Annotated in this window: 20 protein-coding genes; 7 read left to right on the top strand and 13 right to left on the bottom strand. The window is 64.7% G+C overall.

The window, feature by feature from the left end:
* Nucleotides 1-113 precede the first annotated feature (113 nt).
* On the bottom strand, nt 114-1,424 hold the full coding sequence (locus tag Lysil_RS00850; RefSeq protein WP_103073704.1) for an MATE family efflux transporter: 1,311 nt from the start codon (nt 1,422-1,424) through the stop codon (nt 114-116).
* A 103-nt stretch (nt 1,425-1,527) separates the two neighbouring features.
* On the opposite strand from Lysil_RS00850, the gene Lysil_RS13610 reads away from it, so the two are divergent.
* A complete protein-coding gene (locus Lysil_RS13610) occupies nt 1,528-2,700 on the top strand; it encodes a DUF3667 domain-containing protein (protein ID WP_103073705.1) in 1,173 nt (390 codons plus the stop codon).
* Nucleotides 2,701-2,708: 8 nt separating this feature from the next.
* Here the strand turns inward: Lysil_RS13610 and Lysil_RS00860 are convergent, their stop codons facing one another.
* The 8 genes from Lysil_RS00860 to Lysil_RS00895 form a co-directional block, all read right to left on the bottom strand.
* On the bottom strand, nt 2,709-3,251 hold the full coding sequence (locus tag Lysil_RS00860; RefSeq protein WP_103073706.1) for a hypothetical protein: 543 nt from the start codon (nt 3,249-3,251) through the stop codon (nt 2,709-2,711).
* Between the two features lie 70 nt (nt 3,252-3,321).
* Nucleotides 3,322-4,599, bottom strand: a complete 1,278-nt coding sequence (locus Lysil_RS00865; RefSeq protein ID WP_165782330.1) for a serine hydrolase domain-containing protein — start codon at nt 4,597-4,599, stop codon at nt 3,322-3,324.
* 100 nt (nt 4,600-4,699) lie between these two features.
* Nucleotides 4,700-7,720, bottom strand: coding sequence for a TonB-dependent receptor (locus tag Lysil_RS00870; RefSeq protein WP_129588326.1), 3,021 nt, complete (start codon nt 7,718-7,720; stop codon nt 4,700-4,702).
* Between the two features lie 228 nt (nt 7,721-7,948).
* Nucleotides 7,949-8,569 (bottom strand): 2-dehydro-3-deoxy-6-phosphogalactonate aldolase, encoded by a 621-nt coding sequence (locus Lysil_RS00875; protein ID WP_240599989.1) that lies wholly within the window; start codon nt 8,567-8,569, stop codon nt 7,949-7,951.
* A gap of 11 nt (nt 8,570-8,580) precedes the next feature.
* Nucleotides 8,581-9,483 (bottom strand): 2-dehydro-3-deoxygalactonokinase, encoded by a 903-nt coding sequence (locus Lysil_RS00880; RefSeq protein WP_103073709.1) that lies wholly within the window; start codon nt 9,481-9,483, stop codon nt 8,581-8,583.
* On the bottom strand, nt 9,480-10,214 hold the full coding sequence (locus Lysil_RS00885; protein ID WP_103073710.1) for a FadR/GntR family transcriptional regulator: 735 nt from the start codon (nt 10,212-10,214) through the stop codon (nt 9,480-9,482). Before Lysil_RS00885 ends, Lysil_RS00880 begins: the two co-directional genes overlap by 4 nt.
* On the bottom strand, nt 10,211-11,122 hold the full coding sequence (locus Lysil_RS00890) for an SMP-30/gluconolactonase/LRE family protein (protein ID WP_103073711.1): 912 nt from the start codon (nt 11,120-11,122) through the stop codon (nt 10,211-10,213). The genes Lysil_RS00885 and Lysil_RS00890 overlap by 4 nt, the downstream gene beginning before the upstream one ends.
* 3 nt (nt 11,123-11,125) lie before the next feature.
* Entirely contained in the window at nt 11,126-12,718 is a 1,593-nt protein-coding gene (locus Lysil_RS00895; protein WP_103073712.1) for a sodium/sugar symporter, read from the bottom strand.
* Between the two features lie 135 nt (nt 12,719-12,853).
* Here Lysil_RS00895 and dgoD point away from each other — a divergent pair, with 135 nt between their 5' ends.
* The 3 genes from dgoD to Lysil_RS00910 are packed head-to-tail and all read left to right on the top strand — an operon-like array spanning nt 12,854 to nt 16,657.
* Nucleotides 12,854-13,999 (top strand): galactonate dehydratase, encoded by a 1,146-nt coding sequence (gene dgoD / locus Lysil_RS00900; RefSeq protein WP_103073713.1) that lies wholly within the window; start codon nt 12,854-12,856, stop codon nt 13,997-13,999.
* A complete protein-coding gene (locus tag Lysil_RS00905) occupies nt 13,996-14,745 on the top strand; it encodes an SDR family NAD(P)-dependent oxidoreductase (protein ID WP_205756837.1) in 750 nt (249 codons plus the stop codon). The genes dgoD and Lysil_RS00905 overlap by 4 nt, the downstream gene beginning before the upstream one ends.
* A 40-nt stretch (nt 14,746-14,785) precedes the next feature.
* Complete coding sequence (locus tag Lysil_RS00910) at nt 14,786-16,657, top strand: glycoside hydrolase family 35 protein (RefSeq protein WP_165782331.1); 1,872 nt, start codon at nt 14,786-14,788, stop codon at nt 16,655-16,657.
* A gap of 21 nt (nt 16,658-16,678) precedes the next feature.
* On the opposite strand, the gene Lysil_RS00915 is transcribed toward Lysil_RS00910, so the two are convergent.
* Complete coding sequence (locus Lysil_RS00915; RefSeq protein WP_103073716.1) at nt 16,679-17,026, bottom strand: hypothetical protein; 348 nt, start codon at nt 17,024-17,026, stop codon at nt 16,679-16,681.
* A gap of 462 nt (nt 17,027-17,488) precedes the next feature.
* Between Lysil_RS00915 and Lysil_RS00920 the strand changes: the two genes are divergently transcribed.
* Nucleotides 17,489-19,675 (top strand): primosomal protein N', encoded by a 2,187-nt coding sequence (locus Lysil_RS00920; RefSeq protein WP_103073717.1) that lies wholly within the window; start codon nt 17,489-17,491, stop codon nt 19,673-19,675.
* A gap of 337 nt (nt 19,676-20,012) precedes the next feature.
* On the opposite strand, the gene Lysil_RS00925 is transcribed toward Lysil_RS00920, so the two are convergent.
* Together Lysil_RS00925 and Lysil_RS00930 are read right to left on the bottom strand one after the other, a co-directional pair.
* Nucleotides 20,013-21,845, bottom strand: a complete 1,833-nt coding sequence (locus tag Lysil_RS00925) for a sensor histidine kinase (RefSeq protein ID WP_165782332.1) — start codon at nt 21,843-21,845, stop codon at nt 20,013-20,015.
* Nucleotides 21,845-22,525, bottom strand: a complete 681-nt coding sequence (locus Lysil_RS00930) for a response regulator (RefSeq protein ID WP_205756838.1) — start codon at nt 22,523-22,525, stop codon at nt 21,845-21,847. Before Lysil_RS00930 ends, Lysil_RS00925 begins: the two co-directional genes overlap by 1 nt.
* Before the next feature lie 112 nt (nt 22,526-22,637).
* Here Lysil_RS00930 and tal point away from each other — a divergent pair, with 112 nt between their 5' ends.
* Nucleotides 22,638-23,582: a transaldolase gene (gene tal, locus Lysil_RS00935; protein ID WP_165782333.1), complete on the top strand. Its 945-nt coding sequence runs from the start codon at nt 22,638-22,640 to the stop codon at nt 23,580-23,582.
* 204 nt (nt 23,583-23,786) lie between these two features.
* Here tal and rpoH read toward each other — a convergent pair whose 3' ends face one another.
* Nucleotides 23,787-24,668, bottom strand: a complete 882-nt coding sequence (gene rpoH, locus Lysil_RS00940) for an RNA polymerase sigma factor RpoH (protein WP_103073721.1) — start codon at nt 24,666-24,668, stop codon at nt 23,787-23,789.
* A gap of 222 nt (nt 24,669-24,890) precedes the next feature.
* Here rpoH and Lysil_RS00945 point away from each other — a divergent pair, with 222 nt between their 5' ends.
* Nucleotides 24,891-25,598 (top strand): DUF3761 domain-containing protein, encoded by a 708-nt coding sequence (locus Lysil_RS00945; RefSeq protein WP_103073722.1) that lies wholly within the window; start codon nt 24,891-24,893, stop codon nt 25,596-25,598.
* Nucleotides 25,599-25,624 lie beyond the last annotated feature (26 nt).

Genomic DNA, 25,624 nt, shown 5'->3' on the forward strand with positions numbered 1-25,624 from the left:
CCTAGCAGGGTGAGGGCAACCGCTTGCAAACCACTGGTTTGCGGTTGCCCGAGCGCCCGAAGGCTGCGCCTGAGGGCCGGACAAACAACCTGAACATCCGATATCGCAAACGTTCAGGCCAGGCGTCGACTGCTGCGCCAGGCCCGCCGGCCGAGCAGGATCGCTGCGACGGTCAGGCCCGCGATCAGCCCCGCCCACATGCCTTGCGGACCGTAGCCAAGGCCGAGCCCGAGGCCAGCCCCGACCGGCATGCCGACACCCCAATAGGCGAACGCGGCCAGCAGCATCGGCATGCGCGTGTCCTGCATGCCGCGCAGCGCGCCGGCCGAAATCACCTGCACGCCATCGGGATACTGGAACGCCACCGCGAACAGCAGCAGTTGCGCCGCCAGTGCCGCGACCGCTGCGTCCTGCGTGTAGGCGCCGACGATGACGTGGCGACCGAACACCATCACCAACGCGCTTACGGTCTGGGTGATCAGCAGCAGCGCATAACTCGCGCGCAAGGCACGCCTCAGCGCCGCGCCGTCGGCACGACCGCGGGCATGGCCGACACGCACGGTGGTGGCTTCGGCGAGACCGAGCGGGATCATGAAGCACAGGCTGGCGACGTTGATGGCGATCTGGTGCGCCGCCGCCGGTATCGCACCGAGGCGACCGATCAGCAACGAAGTGACGATGAAGAGACTGCCTTCCATCGCCACGGTGACGCCGATCGGCAATCCGGTCGCGAGCAGGCGCCGCAACTCGATCCAGTTCGGCGCTTCCAGATGCGCGAACAACGCAAATCGCTTGAAGCGCGGCGACCACCACAGGTAACCGGCGAACGCCAGCGCCTGCATCCACATCATCACCGCCGAGGCGATGCCGAGCCCGGCGGCGCCGCGCGGCGCGAATCCGAATCGACCGAACGCCATCGCGTAACCGAGCGGCGCCAGCACCAGCAAGCCGCCGAAGCCGAGCAACATGGTCGGCAAGGTCCAGTGCAAGCCGTCGCTGAGATAGCGCATGCACAGATAGAAGGTGAACGCCGGAATGCCCCAGCGGATCGCCAGCAGGAAGGCCTGCGCATGTGGCCGCACTTCCGGCGCGATGCCCATCGACGGCAACAGTCCCGCAGCGAGTGACAGGAAGCCGAACATCAGCACACCCAGCACCAGCGCCAGCCACAACGACTGGCGGAACAATGGGCCAATCTCGTCATGGCGACGCGCGCCATCGAGTTCCGACACCCGCGGCGGCAACGACATCAGCGTGCCCATCGGCACCAGCATCGGCAGCCAGAACAGCGCGTTGCCGACGGAGACGCCGGCAAGCGTATCGGTGCCGTAGTGGCCGGCGACGGCGGAATCGACGAAGCCGATCAACCCGGATGACAGGTGGCCGAGCGTGAGCGGCGCCGCCAGCAAGGCGCTGGTACGCATCTCCTGTGCGAAGGATGTCGGTCGAAGTGTCACGGGATGGAGCGCAGGGATGGCCGGTACACGGCGCGGCCCGGTATCTTAGCGCCACGCCCGGAGAGTCCCGATGACCAAACCGCTGGATCCGATCGAACCGATCACCGCGACCATGTCGCACGACGGCCCGCATCCCGACAATTGCGAGAACTGCAAGACCACGCTGCAGGGATCGTATTGCCATGTCTGCGGCCAGCACGGCCACAACCCGCTGAAGAGTTTCCGCCACGCCCTCGAGGACGTGTTCGAGTCGTTCTGGCACGTCGACGGGCGCATCTTCCGCACCCTGCGCGACCTGCTGTTGCCCTGGCGCGTCATCAACAATTATCTGGCCGGCCAGCGCGTGCGCTACATCCCGCCGCTGCGCATCTTCGTCATCCTCAGCCTGGTGACGTTCTTCGTCGCGCACTTCGCCATCCACTCGGAAACTGGCGCGGTGCGCTTCAACGGCCAAGACACCGACAGCATCGCCGCCGCGACTACGGTGGAAGACGTGCAACGGCTGCGCGACAAGGCGCTGGCCGGCATCGACAAGGGCGCCGCCGACAAGGACAACCCGGCTTTCGTTGCCGGGGTGATGGCAGCCGCGCGCGATGCCGTGCAGGCGCAGGCCAACGCGCGCATCCATGACCTTGAAGATGCCAAGGCGAAAGGATTGCCGGTGCCGCCGCCCACGACGATCGTGGTGGACGTGCCGGAGAGCCACAGCGACAACAGTGGCGACTGGAATGTCACCACCAAACCGGTGCAGGTCTCATGGCTGCCGGGATTCGCCAACAACGCACTCAACGCTGCCGTGCAGCGCGGTGCCAAAAACGCCAAGCGCTTCGCGCGTGATCGCAGCGCACTGTTCCAGGCCTGGGTCGGCTCGATCCCGACCGCCCTGTTCTTCATGGTCCCGGTGTTCGCGCTGCTGTTGCGCATCCTCTACCTGTTCACGCCGTGGACCTACCTCGAACACCTGGTGGTCGCGCTCTACAGCCATGCCTTCCTGTTGCTCGGCAGCCTGCTGTGCTTTCTGCTCTCGTTGACCCTCCGCGCCGTGCTGACCGCCGGCGCCGTCAACACCATGATCACGCTGGTGATCCTGGCGATGATGACGATCCTGCTGTGGACGCAAAAGCGCGTGTACCAGCAGGGCTGGATGCTGACCCTGGTGAAGTACTTCACCATCGGCTCGATCTACTGGTTCCTGCTCGGCTTCGGCGCGCTGTTCGCGTTGCTGCTGGTGTTCCTGAAATGAGATAGCGCTCAGCGCTGCGATGCGCTCGCCAACCAGGCTGGCAGGTTGGCGGGTGACGCCGCGATCAATTCCTTGCGCAGGGCATCGCGCTGCTCCGGTGGCGTGCGCCAGGCGATGCGCCCGAGCGCCTGCAATTCGTCGGCATTCATTTCGTGGAGGATGCCCAACAGCGGCGCACGTTCGTCTTCGGGCACGTAGGAAAACAGCGGCGACAACTGCGGCCACAGCGCACCTGCATCCGGACCCAGCAACCAGCCGCGCTGTTCGGAATGATCAAGTTGCGCGAACTCGCCGCGAAACCGCGTCTGCTCGGCCGCCGGCAGCGCGGCAAAAGCCGTCGCCGCATCACGGATGCGCTGGCGCTGTGCTTCCGGCAACTGCAACCACGCCGACTGCCGCTCGTGTTGTTGGCGCAGCGTGGCGATTTCGCCGAGCCGTTGCGCGCCGTCATCGCCCGTTTCGGCGCTCGTGGTTGTCGTCGCCCGATCGCAGCCGGCCACCAGCGCGACCAGCACCAGGGCGACACTCCAGCGCCCGCATTCACCGCGCATCCATCCTTCTCCGCTTCAACCGTGGCAAGGCGCGATTGTGCCATCCGCAAGATGAAGCGCGGTGCGCGCATCACTCCAGTGCCTGATAGACCAGTGTCGAGAACACCGGATGGATGTCGGTCGCATTGGGGAGTTGCTGGATCATCAACACCAGCACCAGATGCGATTCCGGATCGACGCGATAAGACGTGCCATACGCACCACCCCAGCCGAATGCACCGACACCGTCCATGCCGTTGGCGCCGTAGCGATCGGTGGTCTCGAATCCATAGCCGTAGCCCATTCCGTCATTCGAATAGATCGTGCTGACCTGGTTCGTCGTCATCAGCCGCACGCTGCGCGGCGACAGGATGCGTACGCCACCAAGGGTGCCTCCGCGACGGATCATTTCCAGGAAGCGCGCGTAATCATGTGCGGTCGAAAGCAGGCCGGCGCCGCCGGAGAAACTGCGACGCGGCCCGTCGATGTACGCCCCCTGCCCCATGCTGCCATCGGGCGCGCGCACGGCACGTCCATCCTTGCTGGCGTAGACCGTCGCCAATCGCGTCCGTTGCGCCGGATCGAGATAGAACTGCGTGTCCTTCATCCCCAACGGAGCGGTGATGCGCGAACGGATGAACGCATCCAGCGGCATGCCCGACACGCGTTCCACCACGCAACCGAGGATGTCGGTGTTGTAGCCATAGATCCATTTTTCGCCCGGTTGCGCATCGAAGGGCAAGGTCGCCAGCCGTTCCACCGTGGTGCAGATGCCTTCGTCCTTGTCGGCGAGGTACCAGCCATGGCCGGCCGCCGTGCCGAAACCCTTGGACTTGTAGATCTCGGCGAGCGGCTTGTCGGTTCCGTAGGAAATTCCGGCGGTATGCGTCAGCAAGTCGCGCAGGGTGATCGCGCGCTTCGCCGGCACCGGTGCGGCATCGCCTGCGGCAATAACAGTGGTGTGGGCGAATGCAGGAATGGTGCGACTGACCGCGTCGTTCAGGGTGAGCTTGCCTTCCTCGGCGAGCATGAGAATGGCCGTGCTGGTGATGGCCTTGGTTTGCGAGGCGATCCGGAACACGGTATCGACGCGCATCGGCCGTCCGGCTTCCTTGTCGCTCCAACCGACGGCGCGCTGGTATACGGGCTTGCCATCCTGCAGCACGAGCGCCACTGCACCGGCGAGGCGGCCATCATCGACATAGCGTTGCAGCGCGGCATCGATGCGTATGGCACGCTGTTTGGAGAACGCATGGCGGGAAACGCCATCGACTGCATGCGTGTTGGCGTCACGCGCATGCACGGGCGCGGCGACAAGCAACGCGACCAGCATCGACGCGACAGTCCAGCGCCTGGATTTATTGCGCATCCAATCTCTCCGATTCATTCGCCGCATGGCACGATTGTGCCAAATGAAAGACCCGACCGGATTGCTCCGGCCGGGTCGCGTTCACCCATCGATCAAACGATCAACGGAATTCGTAGCGGAACACCAGGTACGTGGAGCGCGGTGCCTGGTACTGCTTCGGGGTGTACCAGTTGTTCAGCTGCGTCACCGTGCCGTTGATGTTGTCGCTGTAACCGTTGTCACGGTCGGTGAGGATGCGCGAGTTGGTGATGTTCTGCACGCTCAGGTCGATGCTGAACTTGTTGTGCGGGCCGATGTTGCGGTCGTAGCCGAGGCTGCCATCCAGCTGCCACAGCCACGGCAGGCGACCGCTGGTGCCGGCGGGGGTGATCTTGCCGGGACTGTTGACATCGCAGAAATGGCCATAGCCCCCCCACACGTACGAATTGCTGTTCGGATCGGGATCGAGGCCGTAGCAGCTGATCGGCTCGCCCGATTGCACGTTCAGCACCGCGCCCACGCGCAGGCCGTTCCTGAAGTAGTACACACCCGAAGCGGTGATCTTGTGGCGCACGTCATCCAGCAGATTGCCGCGCGAACCCCAGGTCACGTCGGGGATGTAGTACTGATCGTTCTGTCCAATGTAGCCTGCGGCATAGCCACCGTCTTTTTGCAGCGACAGGTAACCGTTGTCGTTGCCGAACGAGCGCGTCCACGTGTAGCTCAGGCCGAGATACCACGGCTGCTCCGTGGTGCGCGCATGGTTGAGGTCCATGGTGATGTGGAAGTACTTGTGCGTGGGCTTGGGCAGGCCGAACGCCGACGCCGGAATCGTCATCGATTCCAGGCCACCATCACCGCGGAAGTCGCGGAGCACCTTGACGTCCTCACCCGGATTCAGCACGAAGCAGTTGCCCGCATCCACGTAATTCGGATAGCCATGCGAATTCGCCCAGTTCACGTCGATGCCGTTCGACCAACAGGTGGTGTTGATCACGCGCTTGAGTTGCGAATAGCCGAAATCAACCTGCCCCGTCCAGCTGCCACCGAGGCGCTTCTGCGCGTACAGCTGCAACTCGTATACGGATGGCGCCTTGAGGTTGGTGGTGGCGACTTCGTAGTTCTTTGGCGGGACGCCGTTCGAACCAGGATAGGTATAGTCCGGGCCGAGCTGGGTCAGGCCGGTCGGCGCCTTGGTGGCCGGATCCACGCCGGTATAGGTGTACCACTTCGATTCTGAGAGGTTCGCGCTGGCAACGCCATAGGCAAAATCCGCCGGCATCGACAGCGAGTAGCGACCGATATTGCCGCCGATCTTGAAGCTGGAATCGCCCTTCACGTCCCAAGCCACGCCAAGGCGCGGCGACAGCGTCGGGAACGAGAACAGCGGCCCGTTGCGCGCATCATGGTTCTCGAAGCGATCGAAGCGCAGGCCGCCGTACACCACCACCTTGTCGCTGACGCTCCAGTAATCCTCGAGGTAGGCGCCCTCGTTGATCGAATACATCTGGCCGAACTGGTGGTTGAAATCCCACTGCACGTAGTTGCCGGCGGGGACCGTCGCGCCATTGGGTGCGGTGAATGAAGCGGCAGTGTTCTTGTAAGTGTAGATGCCGGCGAATGGCGAATGCCAGTCTTGTTGCACGAAGTGCGTGTAGTGTTCGGCGCCGAAGCGGATCTTGTGATTGCCAAAATGCCAGGTCAGGTCGGCCTTGTAGCCACGTCGCCAGAAATCCGTGGGCAGGTAGTTGACCTGGCGGTCCTGGACGCCGATGTTCGTCAGCGTCGACTGGCCGGTGAGTGTCTGGACATAGGGAATGTCGTCGGAACCGTAGCCGCGATCCTGGACCCGGCCGAGGAACCCTCCCATCAGGCGCAGCTCGAGATCGCTGGTGATGTTCCAGTGATAGTTGGCGATCAGCGCGCGTTCCTGCGTTGGCGCCGGCTGCGACACCGAATTGAGCGCACCGACATTGGTCGTGTAGTTGCCGTTGAGCTTGTAGCTCCAGCTGGCGCTGCCGGTGCGCTTGTTCGACGCGATCAGGTTGAGGGTCTGGTCGCTGGTGATATTCCATGTCAGGTTGAGCAGGATGCTCTTGTTCTTGTTCTTCGATTCCGTATAGCGACTCTGGCTGTAGCTGTAGCTCAGGTAGGACGGCGTGTCGCCGAACAGGCCGAAGGCGAACAGCTTGTCCTTCACAATTGCACCGGAGGCCCACAGGTAGTGCGTCGCGGCGGCATCGCTGCGGTTGTGGCTGGCATAACTGACGTAGTTGCCATTGCCGTCCTTGAAGTCAACCGGTTGCGGTCTCAGCGTGCTGGAGGTCGGCGGCGTGTAATACAGCGAATAGCCGGCCTTGAAGTCGTTGCTGCCCTGGCGGATCGTCTGCGACATCACGCCGCCGGTCGCGTTGGTCCACGATGCGCCGAAGCTGCCGGCGAGCACCTCGGTGCTGCCGATCGCTTCGCGCGGCAACTGGCTGAGGGCACCGAGCGAGGTTTTGTCGTTGGTGATATCGAATTCGTTGAGGTAGTAGCGATTTTCAGCCGGCGTCGCGCCGGCGAGCTGCACGAGGCCGGTACCGTGGCGGTCATAGCGCACGTTCGAGCGCAACAGGGCGATGCTTTCCGGTCCAGCGCCCGCCGGCAACGGCAGGTCATTGACGAGTTCGCGACTGTAGATGCTCGACATTTCCGGCGTGGTGACATCGATCGTGATGGTGCTGGTCGCGGCCTTGCCGGTCACGATCACCTTGCCGAGGGTGTTCTTGTCATCGGCGGCGGCGGTCGTCGTTGCAGTGGTGCCTGCAGCACCAACGGCGGTATCGCTGTTGGGCTTGACGACGATATCGCGCGCGGCAACGACCTGCCCGTCCTGCGTCACCGTCACCACGTAATGGCCAGGGTTGAGGCCCGATGCGCGATAGCGGCCTTGTGCATCGGGCTGCACCTCGCGGCGGTATCCGGTGTCCGGGCTGGCGACCACCACACTTGTCTTGCTGCCTGCCGGCACCGAGCCGTACAAGCCGCCGGTGATCGATTGTGCGGCGGCCTCGTGTCCCGCCGACAGCGCGAGCACCATGCCGATGGCGAGCAGTGATTTGCGTAGACCCCGATTGCGTGTCGCATCTGAAGCTTTCATGTTTCTTCCCTGCCTGATGAAGATGAAAGGACGCGGAGTCATCACCGCCCGACTACCCGCATTGCCCGTACCGGATGAAAAGTAATATAAATCATACAAACACTAACCAAAAAGTAACGCAACATTCAAGTGCCTGAAACATGGATATGCGAATGAATTCGCAAGATTTGCATGTCGCTCGCATTCATATCTTCGAATAACGAAAGATCGAGCGACGCGTTCTTTCGATTAGCGCTGTTGCCAGGCCTCGACGAACGCAGCTGCGCGAATGCGAATGTCCGCGAGCGCACGACCCGGCGCGTAGATCGACGAACCGATACCGAATCCCGCAGCACCCGCACGGCGATATCCGGCCATCGTCTCCGGCTCGATGCCGCCGACCGGGAACACCGGAACATCGCGCGGCAACACGGCCTTCATCGCTTTCAACACGTTCGGGGCCGCAGCCTCGGCGGGAAACAGTTTCAACGCATCGGCGCCGGCGGCGATCGCGCGAAATGCTTCGCTCGGCGTCAGGAAGGCCGGCAATGCAATCAGGCCCGCGCGCTTGGCGGCGGCGATCACATCGACATCGCAATTCGGCGCGACCACCAGCTGGCCACCAGCGTCGGCCACACGACCGACATCGGCCACGGTGAGCACGGTGCCGGCGCCGACCAGTGCGCGCGTACCCACCGCTGCGCGCATGCGCGTGATGCTGTCGAGCGGCGATGGTGAATTGAGCGGTACTTCCAGGCACAGGATGCCGGCATCGCACAAGGTTCCGGCCACCGCGGCGGCTTCATCCGGCTGCACGCCGCGCAGGATCGCGACCAGCGGCAACCGTTCCAGGATTTCGTTCCACGTCATCATGCCTGTGCTCACATCGCCCACGGAATTGCTGTCGCCAACTGCCACAGGCCCGCGGCGGATGCCTGCGCGCCATCCATCACTTCGACGTCATCGATGCCGGCGAGCGCCAGTGCCGCAAGATAGTTCCGCGCCAGCTGCGGCGTGGCGATCACTGTCACGCGGCCTGCGCTGCCATCGCGCAACGCCGCCTGCACTTCGGCGCCAACCAGCAGTCCCGACAGGTACGCCGACAACGCGGTCGGCGCGATCCGTCCGAACAGGCCTTCACTGCGTGCTGAAAACAGCAGCTTCGACAATGCCGGCTCGTCCAGTGCGCGCTGGACGCCGGCAGCGAACGCAGCATCGTCATGGGCATCGCCTTCGATCAGGCGCCCGAGGATCGAATGCGTTTTCAGCAGCGCATACAACTCGCCGGTCATGTAGGTGGCGAAATCGACGATGCGTCCGCCTTTGACGCGCACCCATTTGCTGTGCGTGCCCGGCGTAACCACCAGCTGCGCTCCACCATCGCGCATGGTTACTCCGAAAATCTGCGTCTCCTCGCCGCGCATCACGTCGAGGCAACCGTCGCCGCGTTCCACCTGCACGCCGGGCAGGATGCGGATCTCGCCGAGCGCGCTCGCCACCGCCAGCGATTGCAGCGCGATCGCCGCGGCATCGGCCGGACACGCGACGTACGGGGCCTCGCGCCAACCTTGCCTGCTGCCGATCATGCCGCTCAGCAGGATGCGTGCGCGGCCGCTGTCCAGCCAGTCGCCCAATAACGTCGCCAGTTCGGCTTCGAATCCACCATCCGTCACCGCGAGCACGCCGCGTGCCGCCTCGCGTGTCTCCAGCACCGCGCCGCCCGCATCGAAACGGAACAGGCGCAAGTTGCTCGTGCCCCAATCGCCGCCGATCAGCGTGGTCATGCTTTCCTGCGCCGACGCTGCGCGCCAGGCACGGGCTGCGCTTCGATCAATTCCATGACTTCGAGCAACAACGCGTGCATGCCCTTCTGCGCGCGTTCGCCATCACCCGCCACGATCGCGGCATAGACGCGGCGATGATCGGCCACGTTCGCCAGCGCAACGCCCTTGGCGCGGTTGGTCAGCGGGATCGAAAAACGCAGCGCGGTCGCGACCAGATCACGCAACTGCGCATACAAGCGATTGCCGCTCGCCAGCAACACCGCGACATGGAACGCGATATCGGACTCGAGCGCGTCGTCCTCGCCACGTTCGGCCGCGCGCATGCGCACGAGCGAGCGCTCGATGGCTTGCAATGCCTCCGGATCGGCACGGTGCGCGGCCAGCATCGCCGCGCGCGGTTCGATCGCCAGCCGCATCTGGGTGAATTCGGCCAGCACTTCCAGCGAGAACTTGCGTTCCAGCATCCAGCGCAACACATCGGGATCGAGCAGGTTCCATTGCCCCTCGGGTTCGACCACGGTGCCACGGCGCGGTCGCGCGCTCAGCAATCCCTTCGCGGTGAGCATCTTCACCGCTTCGCGCAACACGCTGCGGCTCGCTTCCAGCTCGATGCACAGTTGCGCCTCGGTCGGAAATGGCCGCTCCGGTCCGTACACGCCGGTGACGATCGCGATGCCAAGCGTCTCGACCAGGCGCCGCGTCAGATTGTTGCTGGAAACTTTGCGAGTCATGAATCCATCTTTGCGTGGATCGGGTTGAAGTCGGCGCGCACCCGGCATTCTGCCAGACCGGTTGTTGTCGCCTGATAGATGAACAAATGGCCGGCGTCGGGTTGTCGCGCCAGTGCCGCGGCATCCAGTCCGGCGCGCGCAGAGGTCACGCACAGCAGATCGAGCGACGCGCCCGCGAACGCCACGCAAGTCGGTTGCGATGCCGGCACTTCGATGGTTGCACGGATACGTCCATCGGGTGCGTAACAAGCCACTTGGCCAGCACCCCATTGCGCGCTCCACACGCAGCCTTGCGCATCGACGCAGGCACCATCGGGTTCCGCGCTCTCGGGCAGGCGGGCGAATTCGCGGCGCGCCGAGATCGCGCCGGTGTCGCCATCGAAGTCATACGCATACATCGTGCGGCGCGCCGAATCGGCGAAGTACATGCGCCCGCCATCGGGACTCCAGCACAGGCCGTTGGCAATGTCGATCTCTCGTTCACGCACGTGCACGCCGCCATCGCGATCCATGCAATACAGGCTGGCGCTGAACGCGCCTGCACGCGCGGCATCCTCGACCATCGTCCCGACCCAGAAGCGGCCTTGGCGATCGACGCGGCCATCGTTGCAGCGACGCCCGCTGCCTGGCGTTTCCAATCGGTGCAACCAGGTGATCGCGCCCGAATGCGGATCGAACATGGCGACGCCGCTGGCGAATGCGCACAACAAGCGCGACTGCCCCTCGATGAAGGCGAAACTGCACAGGCGCTCGGGCGTGGCGAACACGCTGTGCACGCGGCTGTCGAGATGCCAGCGATGCAACATGCTGTTGCTGATGTCGGTCCACCACAGGCAGCCGTCGTCGGGATTCCACTGCACGCCTTCGCCGAGCAGGTTGCCGACCGGAACGACGTCAATCAGCTTCACGCATCACCACCAGACGGCATACAGCGCGGCGAGGATGAGGATGACACCGATCGCGGCGACGTTGAAACCGCGCGAGGTGTGGTAATCGACATTGCGCACGTCGATGCGGTTGCTGGCCTTCGCTTCCGGACGCAACAGCGGCACCACGACCGCCGCGACCAGCGCGAGCAGGAACACCACGCCGACCCGATCCATGAACGGCAGCGTCGGCCACGTCAGTTTGAACAGCAACGACAACAGCGCCGAACCGATTGCCGCCGTCAACGCGCCGGCTTCGCTGGCGCGTTTCCAGAACAGGCCGAGCAGGAAGATCACGCAGATGCCGGGGGTGAAGAAGCCGGTGAATTCCTGGATGTACTGGAAGGCCTGGTCGAAATGGCCGAGCAGCGGCTTGGCCGTGAGCACCGCCAACAACACGGCAATGACCGCAGCAATTCGGCCGACACGCACCAGTTGCTTCTCGCTTGGCGGTGTCGCGCCCGGCTGTTTCTTGCTGGCATCGCGACGCCAACCGGCGTAGAGATCGAGGGTGAAGATGGTCGAGACGCTGTTGATCTTCGATGCCAGCGAGGCGACGATCGCCGCGATCAACGCCGCGAACACCAGCCCGAGGAAACCGCTCGGCAACAGGCGCATCACCGCCGGATAGGCCTGGTCCGGCTTGGCGAGATCGGGCGCCAGCAGCACTGCAGCGAGGCCCGGCAACACCACGATCACCGGCATCAGCAATTTGAGATAAGCAGCGAAGGTGACGCCGCGCTGCGCTTCCTTCAGCGATTTCGCCGCGAGTGCGCGCTGGATGATGTATTGGTTGAAACCCCAATACGACAGATTCATCACCCACAAACCACCGACCAGCACCGACAGGCCGGGCAGATCCATGTAATACGGATTGTCGCGCGACAGGATCATGTGGAAATGTTCCGGCGCGCGCGCGAGCAAGGTGGAGAACCCAGCAGCAATGCCGTGGCCATCGCCGATGCGGCCGAGCGCGATCACATCGATCGCCAAACCGCCCGCCACCAACAGCGTGACTTGCACAATGTCGGTGAGCGCGACCGCCTTGAGCCCGCCATACAGTTGATAGAACAGCGCGAACGCCGCCAGCGCGATCAACGCGTAGGTCTGGTCGATGCCCGCGACTGCATGCACCGCGATCGAACCGAGCCAGAGGATCGACGTCAGGTTGACGAAGACGTAAACGCCGAGCCAGAACACCGCCATCAACTTGCAGATGCGCGGGCCATATCTCAATTCGAGGAACTGCGGCATGGTGTGGATGCCGTTCTTGAGGAAGATCGGCAGGAAATACTTGCCGACGATCACCAGGGTGAGCGCGGCCATCCATTCGTAGGAGGCGATCGCCAGGCCGATCACATAGCCCGACCCCGACATGCCGATGATCTGCTCCGCCGAGATGTTGGCGGCGATCAACGACGCGCCGATCGCCCACCATGGCAGGGTTTTGCCGGCCAGGAAGTAATCGTTGCTGTTCTTGGTGTGGCCCGCACGCTCGCGCGAGACCCATTGCGCCAGCGCGAAGATCGCCAATACATAGGCAATGAGGACGGCGATATCGATCGACGCAAGCATCATGGGCGTTTCCTTCTCGTCTGATTGGCTGCCCGGATGGCAGGCCCGGCAAGGAGACGGTCCGCGATAGGCGAAAATCGTTTTATATGATAAATATGCGCCTGTAAAGTTGCGCCGCCGCGAACAACAAAGGCCACCATGAGCAAAATTGCACGCATCGAGACCTTCCGCACACCGCCACGCTGGCTGCTGGTGCGTGTCGAAACCGAATCCGGCGCGGTCGGTTGGGGCGAGGCCAGCCTGGAAGGGCACGCCGAAGCCGTCGAAGGCGCGTTCGCTGCGCTGCGCGATCGTTTCATCGGCGCCGACAGCGCGCGCATCGAGGACATCTGGCAAACGGCGTACCGCCTCGGCTTCTATCGCGGCGGCCCGGTGTTGATGTCCGCGTTGTCCGGTCTCGACCAGGCGCTGTGGGACATCAAGGGCCGCACATTGGGCGTGCCGGTGTGGCAATTGCTCGGAGGTCGCGTGCGCGATCGCATCCCGGTGTACGCGTGGATCGGTGGTGATCGCCCGGCCGACGTCGTGGAAGCCGGACGCGAGCGACTCAAGCAAGGCTTCAAAGCGGTAAAGATGAACGCCACCGAGGATCTCGACTGGCTTGCGAGTCCAAGCGCGTTCGACAGCGTGCTCGAACGCGTCGCCGCCGTGCGCGATCTCGGACTGGATGTCGCACTCGATTTCCACGGTCGCGTGCACAAGCCGTCGGCGCGCCAGCTCGCGCGCGCACTGGAACCACTGCGTCCGTTGTTCATCGAGGAACCGTTGCTCAGCGAACATCCGGAAGCGATCCGCCAGTTCGCGCAATCGACGCCACTGCCGGTCGCGCTCGGCGAACGCCTGTACAGCCGCTGGGATTTCAAGCCGTTTTTCGAAGCCGCGGCGGTCGACATCATCCAGCCCGACCTCAGCCACGCCGGCGGCATTTCCGAATGCCGGCGTATCGCCGCGCTGGCGGAAGCGTATGACGTCGCGCTGGCGCCGCACTGCCCGCTCGGCCCGATCGCGCTCGCCGCGTGCATGCAGGTCGACATTGCGACGCCGAATTTCGCGATCCAGGAAATGTCGCTGGGCATCCACTACAACACCAATGGCCACGACCTGCTGAGCTACCTGAAGAATCCGCAGGTGTTCGCGATCAACGACGGCATGGTCGAGGCATTGGACGGCCCCGGACTGGGCATCGAAATCGACGAGGCACGCGTGCGCGAAGCCGCGCGTGACGGCCACGCCTGGCGCAATCCGGTATGGCGCGGCAACGACGGGAGCATTCGCGAATGGTGACCAATACATCTCGGCGCTTCGAACAGCGCAGCGTCATCGTCACTGGCGCCTGCGGTGGCATCGGCCTCGCCACGGCGCGTCGTTTCGCCAGCGAAGGTGCACGCGTGGCCTTGGTCGATCACGGCGTCGACATGCGCGCCGCGGTCGCCGCCTGCAGCGCTGCAGGCGCCAGCGATGTCATCGCGATCGATTGCGATGTCGCCACCGAACACCAGGTCATCGACGCCTGCGCGCAGGTGCTGCAACGCTTCGGCGCCATCGATGTCGTGGTCAACATCGCCGGGATGATGGTGTTCAAGCCGCTGACCGAACTCGACCGCGCCGACTGGCAACGCGTGCTCGGCGTCAACCTGCTCGGTGCGGCATATTTCACCCGCCAGGCACTACGCCACATGGGCCAGGGCGGCGCGATCGTCAATGTCGCCAGCGTGCATGCGCGCGCCACCACGCCACTGGTCGCCGCCTATGCCGCGAGCAAGGCCGGGTTGTTGTCATTGACGCGCAGCGCGGCGATCGAAGGCAAGCCGCTCGGCATCCGCGCCAACGCGATCCTGCCCGGCGCGGTCGACACGCCGATGCTGTGGTCGAACCCGAACCTGAAGTCCGGCGCCGAAACCATCGCGCCCGAGGACGTCGGCACGCCCGACGCCATCGCCGCCGCGATCGCTTTCCTGGCGTCGAGCGATGCCGCTTTCGTCAGCGGCGCCAGCCTCGACGTCGATGGCGGCCGCCTCGCCAAACTGTGACGCGACGCTGCCGTCGTCCGCAACATTCCATGGAGCACACATGAAACGTTCGATCCACGCCCTTGCACAGGGACTTCTCGCTGCGGCATGCATGGCTGCCATCGCACCGCAGATCCAGGCGCAGACCAGCCCTCGCCTCGGCGTGCAGGATGGCCAATTCGTTCGTGACGGCAAGCCGCATGTCATCCGCGCCGCGGAAATGCATTACGCGCGCATCCCGCACGAGTATTGGCGGGCGCGGATGAAGATGGCGCGGGCGATGGGACTCAACACCATCCAGACCTATGTGTTCTGGGATCTGCACGAACCCGAGCCCGGCCATTGGGATTTCTCCGGCGACAAGGACGTGGCGCAATTCATCCGCATCGCGCAGGAAGAAGGTTTGGACGTGATCCTGCGTCCCGGTCCGTATGTGTGCGCGGAGTGGGATTTCGGCGGTTATCCGGCCTGGTTGCTGCGAACGCCGGGACTGCGCGTGCGCAGCATGGATCCGCGCTTCATGGCGGCCAGCGCGGCTTACCTCAAGCGCCTCGGCCAGGAACTTGCACCATTGCAGGCGACGCGCGGCGGGCCGATCGTGATGGTGCAGGTGGAGAACGAATACGGCTCCTACGGCAATGACCACGACTACATGCGCGCGGTGAAGCAGCAGGTGCTGGATGCCGGTTTCGACGTGCCACTGTTTACGGCGGATGGCGGTAGTCGCGCGATGCTCGAAGGCGGTTCCGTGGAGGGTGCGATACCGCTGGTCAACGGTGGCGGCTCACCGGAAGACGTCAATGCAGCGTTCGCGCTGGCCGAGAAGCTGCATCCCGGTACGCCGCGGATGATCGCCGAATACTATCCGGGCTGGTTCGACCACTGGGGCGAGCAACACCACACCACCAGGGCCGAAGACCACAGCGGCGATATCGATTGGCTGCTCGCCCACGACATCTCGGTCAGCTTCTACATGTTCCATGGCGGCACCAGTTTCGGCTTCACGCCCGGTGCGAATTACTCCGCGACCGAACCCTACCAGCCCGACACCACCAGCTACGACTACGATGCGCCGCTGGACGAATCGGGACGTCCGACGCCGAAATATTTCGCCCTGCGCGAAGTCATCACGAAACACCTGTCACCGGGTGAAACGCTACCCGATGTCCCCAAGGCGGCTCCGACGATCGCGATTCCGCGCTTCACGCTCAAACAATCGGTGGCATTGCTCGACGCCTTGTCGCGCTTGTCGGCGCCGCAGCAGAGTGAATACCCGCGCACGATGGAACAGCTCGGGCAGAACTTCGGACTGACGCTTTATCGCACCCGGTTGCCGCAGACCTCGGCCAGCGGAAAGCTGACCCTGGGCGAACCACGCGACTACGTCGATATCCTGGTCAACGGGCAACCGCGCGGCAAGCTCGATCGCCGCATCCCCGGCGAACGCAGCCTTGATCTCACGGCGAAACCGGGTGACACCCTCGACCTGCTGGTCGAGAACGAGGGCCGCATCAACTACAGCGCGAAGATGGTCGACGAGCGCAAGGGCATCATCTCCGGCGTCCATCTCGGCAAGCGGGAATTGAGCGGTTGGCAGCAGTGGACGCTGCCGCTCGATGACTTGTCGCGCCTGCAGTTCTCCAAGGCGCAGGCAACGCAAGCCCCGGCCTTCTGGCGTGGCGAGTTCACCCTCGACAAGACCGGCGACACCTTCCTCGACGTGTCCGGATGGGGCAAGGGCCATGTCTACGTCAATGGCCACCACCTGGGGCGTTTCTGGCACATCGGCCCGCAGCAGTCGCTGTATTTGCCCGGCGTCTGGCTCAAGCGCGGCAAGAACGAGATCATCGTGCTCGACGTCGAGCCTGCGGCCAATGCCCGCCATGACGTGCAGGGACTGCAGCATCCCCTCTACGAAACGAAGAAATCCTGACGCGAGCCCATCCCGGCGCGCTCAGTGCGCGTCGGCTGCGGCCGGTTCGTCGCTTTCGCCCATCGTCTCCGGCGTCGTGTCCAGCGGCGCCGTGGCTGCAGTGCCGGCTTCCCGCCGGTGCGCGTACCACGACAGGAATTCGAGATCGCGCACCACGGTGGCATCGCGATCGTCCGGCGTCAGTTCGCCACGCGCGGACGACGCCTGCCCGCCATCTTTCGGCAAGGTCGCAGGTGCCAGCGCCTCCGTGGTGATACGTGGCGCGTCATCACCGGCACGCCGCCGCCATTCCCCCACCCAGGTCGAGAGCAGTGCCGCGGCGGTCAGCACGGCCACTCCCGCCAGCGAGAGCCAGGTGCGTCGGGTCACGGGGAATACGCCTGGGATACGGTCACGGGTTCAGGCGTCAAGGTGCGGCATCGGCAGGATGATAACGCGCTCCAGCTGCACGCTCGCTGGCATGGAAACATCGCGAGAAAGGACTTGCATTGCCATGGGAACTGTGCATCGCGGACGCATGTTGTGCACAGGGGTCATGACCTTGTCATGAAACCGGACACTTGGCCGGCATGACTCAGCGATCTCGCAGATTTCGCATGCAACCAATTGATTTTAAAAGAATCGACGATCGTGGCACTTTTTTCGCCATTCATGGGAATCCTCCGAAAAAGCCCCTGTTTTGCCCGCGATCGGAATTGCCTGCACAGACTTATCCACATCCTGTGTGGATAACGGCAGCGGTGTCGAGGTCAATGACTTGCGACCGTGTGCTCATCCATAGTCACGGCCGATGGCACGACCGGCAGCGGGGCGTCGTGCCAGAATTCCCGCATGTCCGATGCCACTCGCCGGGTCGCGGTTGCGCTGCCCCGGCCCTTGCCGACGCCGTTCGATTACCGCCTCGATGCCGCAGCGGCCACGCCGCCGCTGCGCGGCTGCCGCCTGCGCGTGCCATTGGGCAGCAGCGAGATCATCGGCGTCGCCATGGACGAGGCTGGTGACGACACCGGAGCGGCCGGCGACGGCGCCACCACGCTGAAGTCGGTGCTAGAACGCATCGACGCCACCCCGATCCTCCACGGCGAGTTGTGGTCGTCGCTGCTGTGGCTGGCGCGCTATCTGCACGCACCGATCGGCGAGGTGCTGGCCAGCGCCTTGCCCGCCGCCTTGCGCCAGGGCGCCGCGCTGCCGGAGACGCAGGCCTTCGGCTGGCGATTGACGGAGGCCGGCCATACCGCGCTGCCGGGATTGCGCGCCGGCGCGCCACGCCGTTTCGCCGAACTGCTGGCCACGGGCGAACGCGACGAAGACGGATTGGACGCGCAACATCCGGGTTGGCGCACGCCTGCACGCACCTTGGCGAAACGCGGGTTGATCGAACGCGTCGCCATGGATGCCGTGTCGCCCTCGCCCGCCACGTCGCCACCGGATTTGAATGACGAACAACGCGCCGCCGCCGACGCCATCTCCGCGCACGCGGGTTTCGGCGTGTTGCTGCTCGATGGCGTCACCGGCAGCGGCAAGACCGAGGTCTATCTCGACGCCATCGCGCGCACGCTGGCGCGCGGACGCCAGGCCCTGGTGCTGGTGCCGGAAATCGGCCTGACGCCACAGATGCTGGAACGCTTCCGCAGCCGCCTCGGCGTCCCGATCCATGCACTGCACTCGGGGCTCGGCGAAAGCGAACGCGCGCGCACGTGGACGGCGGCGCTGCGCGGCCAGGCACGGGTGATCGTCGGCACGCGCTCGGCGGCGTTCGTGCCGTTGCCGGAAGCGGGACTGATCATCGTCGACGAGGAACACGACGGCAGCTACAAGCAGTTTGACGGCATCCGCTACCACGCCCGCGATTTCGTCATCGTGCGCGCCAAGGCGCTGGGCGTGCCGATCGTGCTCGGCAGCGCCACGCCATCGCTGGAAACGCTGCACAACGCCCAGGCCGGCCGCTACACGCATTTGCGCCTGCACCATCGCGCCGGCGCCGCGCAGCCACCGCAGGTGCGCGTGATCGACGTGCGCAAGCGACCGCTGCAATCCGGGCTGGGGCCGGAAGCGCTCGCCGCGATCGAGGCAGCACTCGCCGCCGGCGGGCAAGTGCTGGTATTCCGCAATCGTCGCGGTTACGCCCCGGTGCTGCTCTGCCACGACTGCGGCTGGAGCGCGCAATGCAAACGCTGCGATTCGCCGATGACGGTGCACGGCGGCGGACGGCGTCTGGTCTGCCATCACTGCGGCGCGCAGCAACCGACGCCACCGGCCTGCCCGCAATGCGCCAGCCTGGCGCTGCAACCGCAGGGCAACGGCACCGAACGCATCGAGGAATTCCTCTCGCAACGTTTCACCCAGGTGCCGGTGCTGCGCATCGATCGCGGCAGCACGCAGACGCGCGACGGCCTGCAACAACACCTCGACACCCTCGGCGCGCAGCCGGGCATCCTGATCGGCACGCAGATGCTGGCGAAAGGCCACGACCTGCCGAATCTCACGCTGGTGGTGGTGGTCGGCATCGACGAAGGACTGTTCTCCGCCGATTTCCGTTCCGGCGAAAAACTCGCGCAATTGCTGGTGCAGGTCGCCGGCCGCGCCGGCCGCGCCGACAAGCCCGGAACGGTGCTGCTGCAGACCCATCACCCCGATCATCCGCTGTTGCAGACACTGGTGACGCGGGGCTACCACGCCTTCGCCGAGGAAGAACTGGCAGAACGCGAGGCCGCGATCTTTCCGCCATTCGCGCACATGGCGCTGCTGCGCGCGGAGGCGAAAGACGTGGAGCCGGTGCTGCAATTCCTGCGCGCTGCAAAAGCACGCGTCGGCGATGTCGGCGTCGAAGTGCATGGCCCGTTGGCGGCACCGATGCCGCGACGCGCCGGTTACCAGCGCATGCAACTGATCCTGTCGTCGCCATCGCGTGCGGCGTTGCAGGCGCGGCTGGATGCGTGGGTCCCGGAGTTGTACCGGTTGCCGGAAGCGCGACGCGTGCGCTGGTCGCTGGACGTGGATCCGGTCGACCTGTATTGAGCGTCCTGGCAGCATGCGAGTGACCACCTCCCGGTCACCCGCATGTGCCTCCTTTTTGTCCGCGCGGAAGTCGAATGACTCACGCGCGTGGTGAATCCATTCACCAGCAGCACGGGCGACGCCATCCTGTCATCGCTTGCGTGTTGACCCTGCCGGCCAGGGCAACCTCGTCCTGGCGAGTCCGGCAACGGTTTTCGTGGTGTGCATGGCAGGGGATCACATGCACGCCTGACTGCATCGCTTCGGGGAGCGGTGAAACCCCCTGCCCTCGCGATGGAGCGAGACTGCGCACATTCGCGGCAAAAAAACACCCCCAAATCTGGGGTTATTTTCGGTTCTATGCCATCAACGGCATCAGAAGGTTGACCACGGTTCCATCTTCACGTCGATTGACGTCGAACGTGGCTTTGAGTCTTTGTGCGCGCAACCGCATACTGGCCATGCCGGCACCGCCTTCGCGACTGGCGCGCGGTTCAGGATCGGCGCTGGCCATGCCGACGCCATCGTCGCGCACCTGCAGGCGCAGGTTGCTTCCGCTGATTTCCAGCGTCACGTCGACACGCCGCGCGCGACTGTGCTTGAACACGTTGGTCAGCGCTTCCTGCAGCAGGCGCAGCAAGTCGAGGCTGCGCACACTGCCGATATCGACGCCTTCCAGGCCCTGGATCGACCAATGATCCTCGATGTCCGCGGCCTCCAGCAGGCGGCTCGCGCGGTGGCGCAAAGGCACGATCAACTCGGCGAGGTCGGCGTGTTCACGCGCGGTGCTGTCGATCACCAGCCGCAGGTCGTCGCGCATCTCGCTGAGGATGTCGACGATGCGTGACTTCGCCATGTCCTCCGGCGCCTGCTTCAGCTCGGCGATGGTGCCGACCAGGGTGCCGCCGAAACCATCGTGCAGGTCGCGCACCAGTTGCAGGCGCTCGCCGGCGCGGCTGTGTGCGAGCTCGAGCGCGTGCTGCTGGTTGAGCGTTTCGCCAAGTTGCGATGTGGCCGCATGCACCTCGTGGGTGAGTTCGGCGTTGAAACCCTCGACCCGCTTCATGGTGTTGGCGAAGCGGTACGCCAGCACGAAACCCATGCCGAGCACCGTCAACGGCGACAGCAGTGCACCGAGGTAAGTCGACGCCTTCATCCAGCACAGGTAGACGGCGAGATCATGGAAAGACATCACCAGCGGAACACTGACGCACGCCGCCAGCACCAGGTAATCGCTGCGGCGGTGGCGCAACGCGTAAGCAATGAACGCCAGGTTGGCCGCGTACACGAAGACGATCGCGGGCAGCAGGTAGGTATTGCGTTGCGGTCCCATCCAGTCGGGGATGATCGGCACCAGCACCAGCGCCAGCGTCGCGATCAGCAACAGCGCGCGCTCGATGCGCGGCCAGCGCCGGTCGCAGTAGCGCAGCAGGAAGATCGCATGTGCCACCACCATCGCCACGAAGCAGGCGGCGATGAAGGACTGCCACATATTGGTGGTCGGGAATGGCCAGGTGCTGTCGGCGATGTAGTTGCTGCCGTACAACCCGCCGAACAGGCCGCTGATTGCATACCAGCCATAGGTGGTGTCCTGCCTGCGCAGCAGCCAGAACAAGCCGAACAGCGACGCCATGACGATGCCGATGGCGAAATCGAGGATCTGCAGGTCGCGGCGGATGAAGACGGCCTCGTTGAAACTGGCCTGCAGCGTCGCGGGATCGCCGACGGAAACGGTGCCGAAGCCCGGTTGGTAGGCGCTCATCCCCGACACGCGCACCAGCAATTCATTCTGGCCCTGCCGCAGCAACGGTGCCTGCACCAGGTAATAGCGCGGAACGTGCCACTTGCGCGACAACGGCTCGACCAGCGAATAGTCGCGATCGATCACGCTGCCATTGAGGCGGACTTCGGCCGCCATGCAGGTGTAATCGAGCAACAGACCGACGGGTGCGCTGCCATCCATCTGGTTCCAGCGGATGCGATACCACACCACGCCGCTGTATCCAGGCCAACGCGAGTTCCACTCGTCCATCAACTTGACCGGCACCCAGCCTGCGGCTGGCGGCTGCGTTGCATCCCAGCCCGAAGAGCGCACGGTTTGCGCCTGCTCGATGGTGACGACGGCCGGTTCGGCGGCGCAAGCCACGTTCGCCAGCAATGCCAGCAGCAGTGCGCACAACAGACGGATCATCATTCCAGCAGGCCCAGCGTGCGCGCCTCGTACACGGCCGCGGTGCGCGATTTCACCGCGAGTTTGCGGTAGATGATCTTGGCGTAGCCCTCGACGGTGAGCCGTGACAGATTCATGCGCGCGGCGATGTCGCGATTGCTCAGCCCCTGCGCCACCCACTGCAGCATCTCGCATTCGCGTGCCGACAACTGCGGGATGGGCATTGCATCCGCCGGCTCCGCTGCTCGCGTGGGCGCCGCTGCCGGGACCATCGCGAGAATGCGGCGCGCGATCATCGGATCGATCGGGGCGCCGCCGCGTTGCAGGCTGCGCAGCGACAGCACCAATTCGATGTCTTCGCGATCCTTCAACAAGTAACCGATGGCGCCGGCGCGCAGCGCCGCGAGGATGGTCTCCTCCTCGGCGAAGGCGGACACGATCACTGCCTGCGTCTCCGGCGAATCCTGCTGCATGCGCTGGATCAGGTCGATGCCACTGCCATCGGGCAGGCGCACGTCCACCAATGCCAGCGTCGGCCGTTGCTCGCGCAGGCGGATTTCGGCGCTGGCCAGATCGGCGGCGATGCGGATGTCCGCCTCCGCACCCGCGACCTCGTGCATCAATCCGCGCAGACGCGCCTGCATCGCGGGATCATCCTCCACGATCAGGATCGACGTCAGCTGGATCGGTACCGGTTCCACCACTTTCCCCCTGCTTCCCTTCACAGTCTAACGTCGCCGCATGGCCGTTGTTGCGCGCCCTGTCGCAACCGATGCGCGACAATGGTCTTCTTTCCGCACCCATCGGCCTGCCGTGACCCATCAACTCGACCAGCTCCGTGACCTCTCCACCGTGGTGGCCGACAGCGGCGACATCGACGCCATCGCCCGTTTCAAGCCGATGGATGCGACCACCAATCCGTCTCTGCTGCTCAAAGCGGCGGCATTGCCCGCGTATGCCGGTCACCTCGACGCTGCCCTGCGCGATGCGGAAGGGCAAGGCGACACACGCATCGCCGATGCCTGCGACCGTTTCGCCGTGGCGATCGGCGGCGAGATCCTGAAGCTGATTCCCGGCCGCGTCTCCACCGAAGTGGATGCGCGCCTGAGTTTCGACAGCGAGGCCACCATCGCCAAGGCGCATCGCCTGGTCGATCTCTACCAGCGCGCCGGCATCGGCACGGACCGATTGCTGATCAAGGTCGCGGCGACCTGGGAAGGCATCCGCGCGGCGGAACGCCTGGAGCGCGAAGGCATCCACTGCAACCTCACCCTGCTGTTCTCGTTCGCGCAAGCCGTCGCCTGCGCCGAGGCCGGCGTGTTCCTGATCTCGCCCTTCGTCGGACGCATCCTCGACTGGCATCTCGCCAACGGCATGGCCAAGCCGGCAACGCCGCAGGACGATCCCGGCGTGCAATCGGTCACGCGCATCTGGCATTACTACAAGCAGCACGGCTACCAGACCGTGGTGATGGGCGCGAGCTTCCGCAACATCGGCGAAGTGCTGGCGCTGGCCGGCTGCGATCGCCTGACCATCTCGCCGGAATTGCTGGGCGAACTGGCACAGTCGGATGCGCCGGTGGAACGCGCATTGGTCGATGACGGCACGCACAGCGCGCCGCCGCCGGCACTCACGGAATCCGCGTTCCGCTGGCAGCACAACGAAGACGCGATGGCCACCGACAAGCTCGCCGACGGCATCCGCAAGTTCGCGGCCGATCAGGGCAAGCTGGAAGCGTTGCTGCGCGGGCGGGGTTGACTGCGCACGCTGGCTACGTGGCTGGCCAGCTCCAAAGCGCGACACGCCGTAAACCCGTCCATGGGGGCTCGGACTCGGCATCCATGCCTCGTACGGTCGCGCTTCGGACTGATCCATCCACTTGCCGCTCGTATGCCCTGATCGCGTGAAAACAGAAAGGCCCGGATCGCTCCGGGCCTTCGCATGTTCCACCCGCGATGATGCTCAAGCCGCGAACAGCGCCTTCATCTTCTTCATCGCGTTCGCTTCGATCTGGCGGATGCGCTCGGCGCTGACGCCGTATTCGTCGGCCAGTTCCTGCAAGGTCACCTTGCTGTCGGCATCCAGCCAGCGACGCTTGATGATGTCGCGCGAACGCGCATCAAGATCGGCCAAGCCTTCGCGCAGCAGGTCCAGCTGGTGGTCCTCGCTGTCGGCGCGTTCGTAGAGTTGCGACGGATCCTCGCCTTCGGCCCGCAGGTAGGCAGCCGGCGACGGCGGCGCGTGATCTTCATCCTCGTCGGACGGCGCGTCGAAGCCGATGTCGCGGCCGGACAGGCGCGCTTCCATCTCCAGCACTTCGCTTTCCGGCACGTTGAGATCGCGGGCCACGGCCTTGACCTCTTCGGCATTCATCCAGCCCAACCGCTTCCGCGACTTGCGCAGGTTGAAGAACAGCTTGCGCTGCGCCTTGGTGGTCGCGACCTTGACGATGCGCCAGTTCTTGAGGATGAACTCGTGCATCTCGGCGCGGATCCAGTGCACCGCGAAGCTGACCAGGCGCACGCCCACTTCCGGGTCGAAGCGCTTGATCGCCTTCATCAGGCCGATATTGCCTTCCTGGATCAGGTCGCCGAGTTGCAGGCCATAGCCGTTGTAGCCACGCGCCACATGCACCACGAAGCGCAGGTGGGCGAGGATCAGTTCCTGGGCGGCGCCGAGGTCGTTGTGGTCGCGCAGGCGCGCGGCGAGCGCACGCTCGTCTTCCACCGTCAGCATCGGAACCTGATGCACGGCAGAGATGTACGCGTCGAGGGAGCCCAGCGGGCTGGGCAGCGTGAGCGCAGTGGTTGCAGCGCGGGTGACCGGCACCCGAGCGAGGGTCATTTCAGTCATGAGCGAATCTTAGCAGTCCTGTGGGGAGAGTGCCAAACCAACCATACGGCGTCGTTTTCGGGCGTTCAGGGAGGCCCTGACAGCCCTTTCCGAGCGCCTTCTCGCTGCTATGTGGGCGACATGGACAAGATGCAATGGCTGTGAAAGGTTGCCTGCACACCGCTTGGCTTAGGGTGACGCTGCCCCATCCTCTTTCCTTCTCCGGAGTCTTCCATGAAGCACCCGATCCTGCTGTCCCTGATGTCACTCGCGTTATCCGCCGCCCTGCCGGCCATGGCCCAGACCGCCGCACCCGCCGGATCCACCGGCCAGTGCAAGGACGGCAGCTATACCTCGGCCTCCTTCAAGATGGGCGCCTGCCGTGGCCACAAGGGCGTGCAGAGCTGGTTCAGCACCACCGACAGCAAGCCGGCCAAATCCTCCGGCAGCACATCGACCAAGGCTACCACCGCCAGCACCAGCACGGCCAAGCCGGCCGCAAGCGCACCGGCCGCCGCCGCGGCGACCGCGCCTGTCGCCGGCGCCAGCGGCATGTGCAAGGACGGCACCAGCACCAATGCTGCGTCCAAGTCCGGCGCCTGCCGCGGCCACAAGGGCGTGAAGGAGTGGTACGGCGCAACAACCGCCCCGGCGGCCAAGAGCGCAGCGCCAGCACCGGCTGCAACGTCGCCAACACCCAGTTCCACGGCGGCGACCCCGGCTCCGGCTGCATCCTCCACCCACCCTGCATCCGCCGCTTCACGTCCGATGGCCGCTGGCGGCGGCAACGGCCAAGTCTGGGTGAATGGCAAGGACAAGGTCTACCACTGCCAGGGTGACCAGTGGTATGGCAAGACCAAGCAAGGCCAGTACATGAGTGAAAGCGCCGCTGCGGCTGCCGGCGCACGCCCGGCGCGCGGCAAGACCTGCGGCACGAAGTAATCGCAGCAGCAGGTTGAACGAAAAAC

It is taken from the genome of Solilutibacter silvestris (assembly GCF_002895945.1).
Lineage (GTDB): Bacteria > Pseudomonadota > Gammaproteobacteria > Xanthomonadales > Xanthomonadaceae > Solilutibacter > Solilutibacter silvestris.

Bases quoted from the DNA above. Each gene is read 5' to 3' on its own strand.
- Lysil_RS00850 (WP_103073704.1), bottom strand. From the start codon at position 1,424: ATGCGTACCAGCGCCTTGCTGGCGGCGCCGCTCACGCTCGGCCACCTG.
- Lysil_RS13610 (WP_103073705.1), top strand. From the start codon at position 1,528: ATGACCAAACCGCTGGATCCGATCGAACCGATCACCGCGACCATGTCG.
- Lysil_RS00860 (WP_103073706.1), bottom strand. From the start codon at position 3,251: ATGCGCGGTGAATGCGGGCGCTGGAGTGTCGCCCTGGTGCTGGTCGCG.
- Lysil_RS00865 (WP_165782330.1), bottom strand. From the start codon at position 4,599: ATGCGCAATAAATCCAGGCGCTGGACTGTCGCGTCGATGCTGGTCGCG.
- Lysil_RS00870 (WP_129588326.1), bottom strand. From the start codon at position 7,720: ATGAAAGCTTCAGATGCGACACGCAATCGGGGTCTACGCAAATCACTG.
- Lysil_RS00875 (WP_240599989.1), bottom strand. From the start codon at position 8,569: ATGACGTGGAACGAAATCCTGGAACGGTTGCCGCTGGTCGCGATCCTG.
- Lysil_RS00880 (WP_103073709.1), bottom strand. From the start codon at position 9,483: ATGACCACGCTGATCGGCGGCGATTGGGGCACGAGCAACTTGCGCCTG.
- Lysil_RS00885 (WP_103073710.1), bottom strand. From the start codon at position 10,214: ATGACTCGCAAAGTTTCCAGCAACAATCTGACGCGGCGCCTGGTCGAG.
- Lysil_RS00895 (WP_103073712.1), bottom strand. From the start codon at position 12,718: ATGATGCTTGCGTCGATCGATATCGCCGTCCTCATTGCCTATGTATTG.
- dgoD (WP_103073713.1), top strand. From the start codon at position 12,854: ATGAGCAAAATTGCACGCATCGAGACCTTCCGCACACCGCCACGCTGG.
- Lysil_RS00910 (WP_165782331.1), top strand. From the start codon at position 14,786: ATGAAACGTTCGATCCACGCCCTTGCACAGGGACTTCTCGCTGCGGCA.
- Lysil_RS00920 (WP_103073717.1), top strand. From the start codon at position 17,489: ATGTCCGATGCCACTCGCCGGGTCGCGGTTGCGCTGCCCCGGCCCTTG.
- Lysil_RS00925 (WP_165782332.1), bottom strand. From the start codon at position 21,845: ATGATCCGTCTGTTGTGCGCACTGCTGCTGGCATTGCTGGCGAACGTG.
- rpoH (WP_103073721.1), bottom strand. From the start codon at position 24,668: ATGACCCTCGCTCGGGTGCCGGTCACCCGCGCTGCAACCACTGCGCTC.
- Lysil_RS00945 (WP_103073722.1), top strand. From the start codon at position 24,891: ATGAAGCACCCGATCCTGCTGTCCCTGATGTCACTCGCGTTATCCGCC.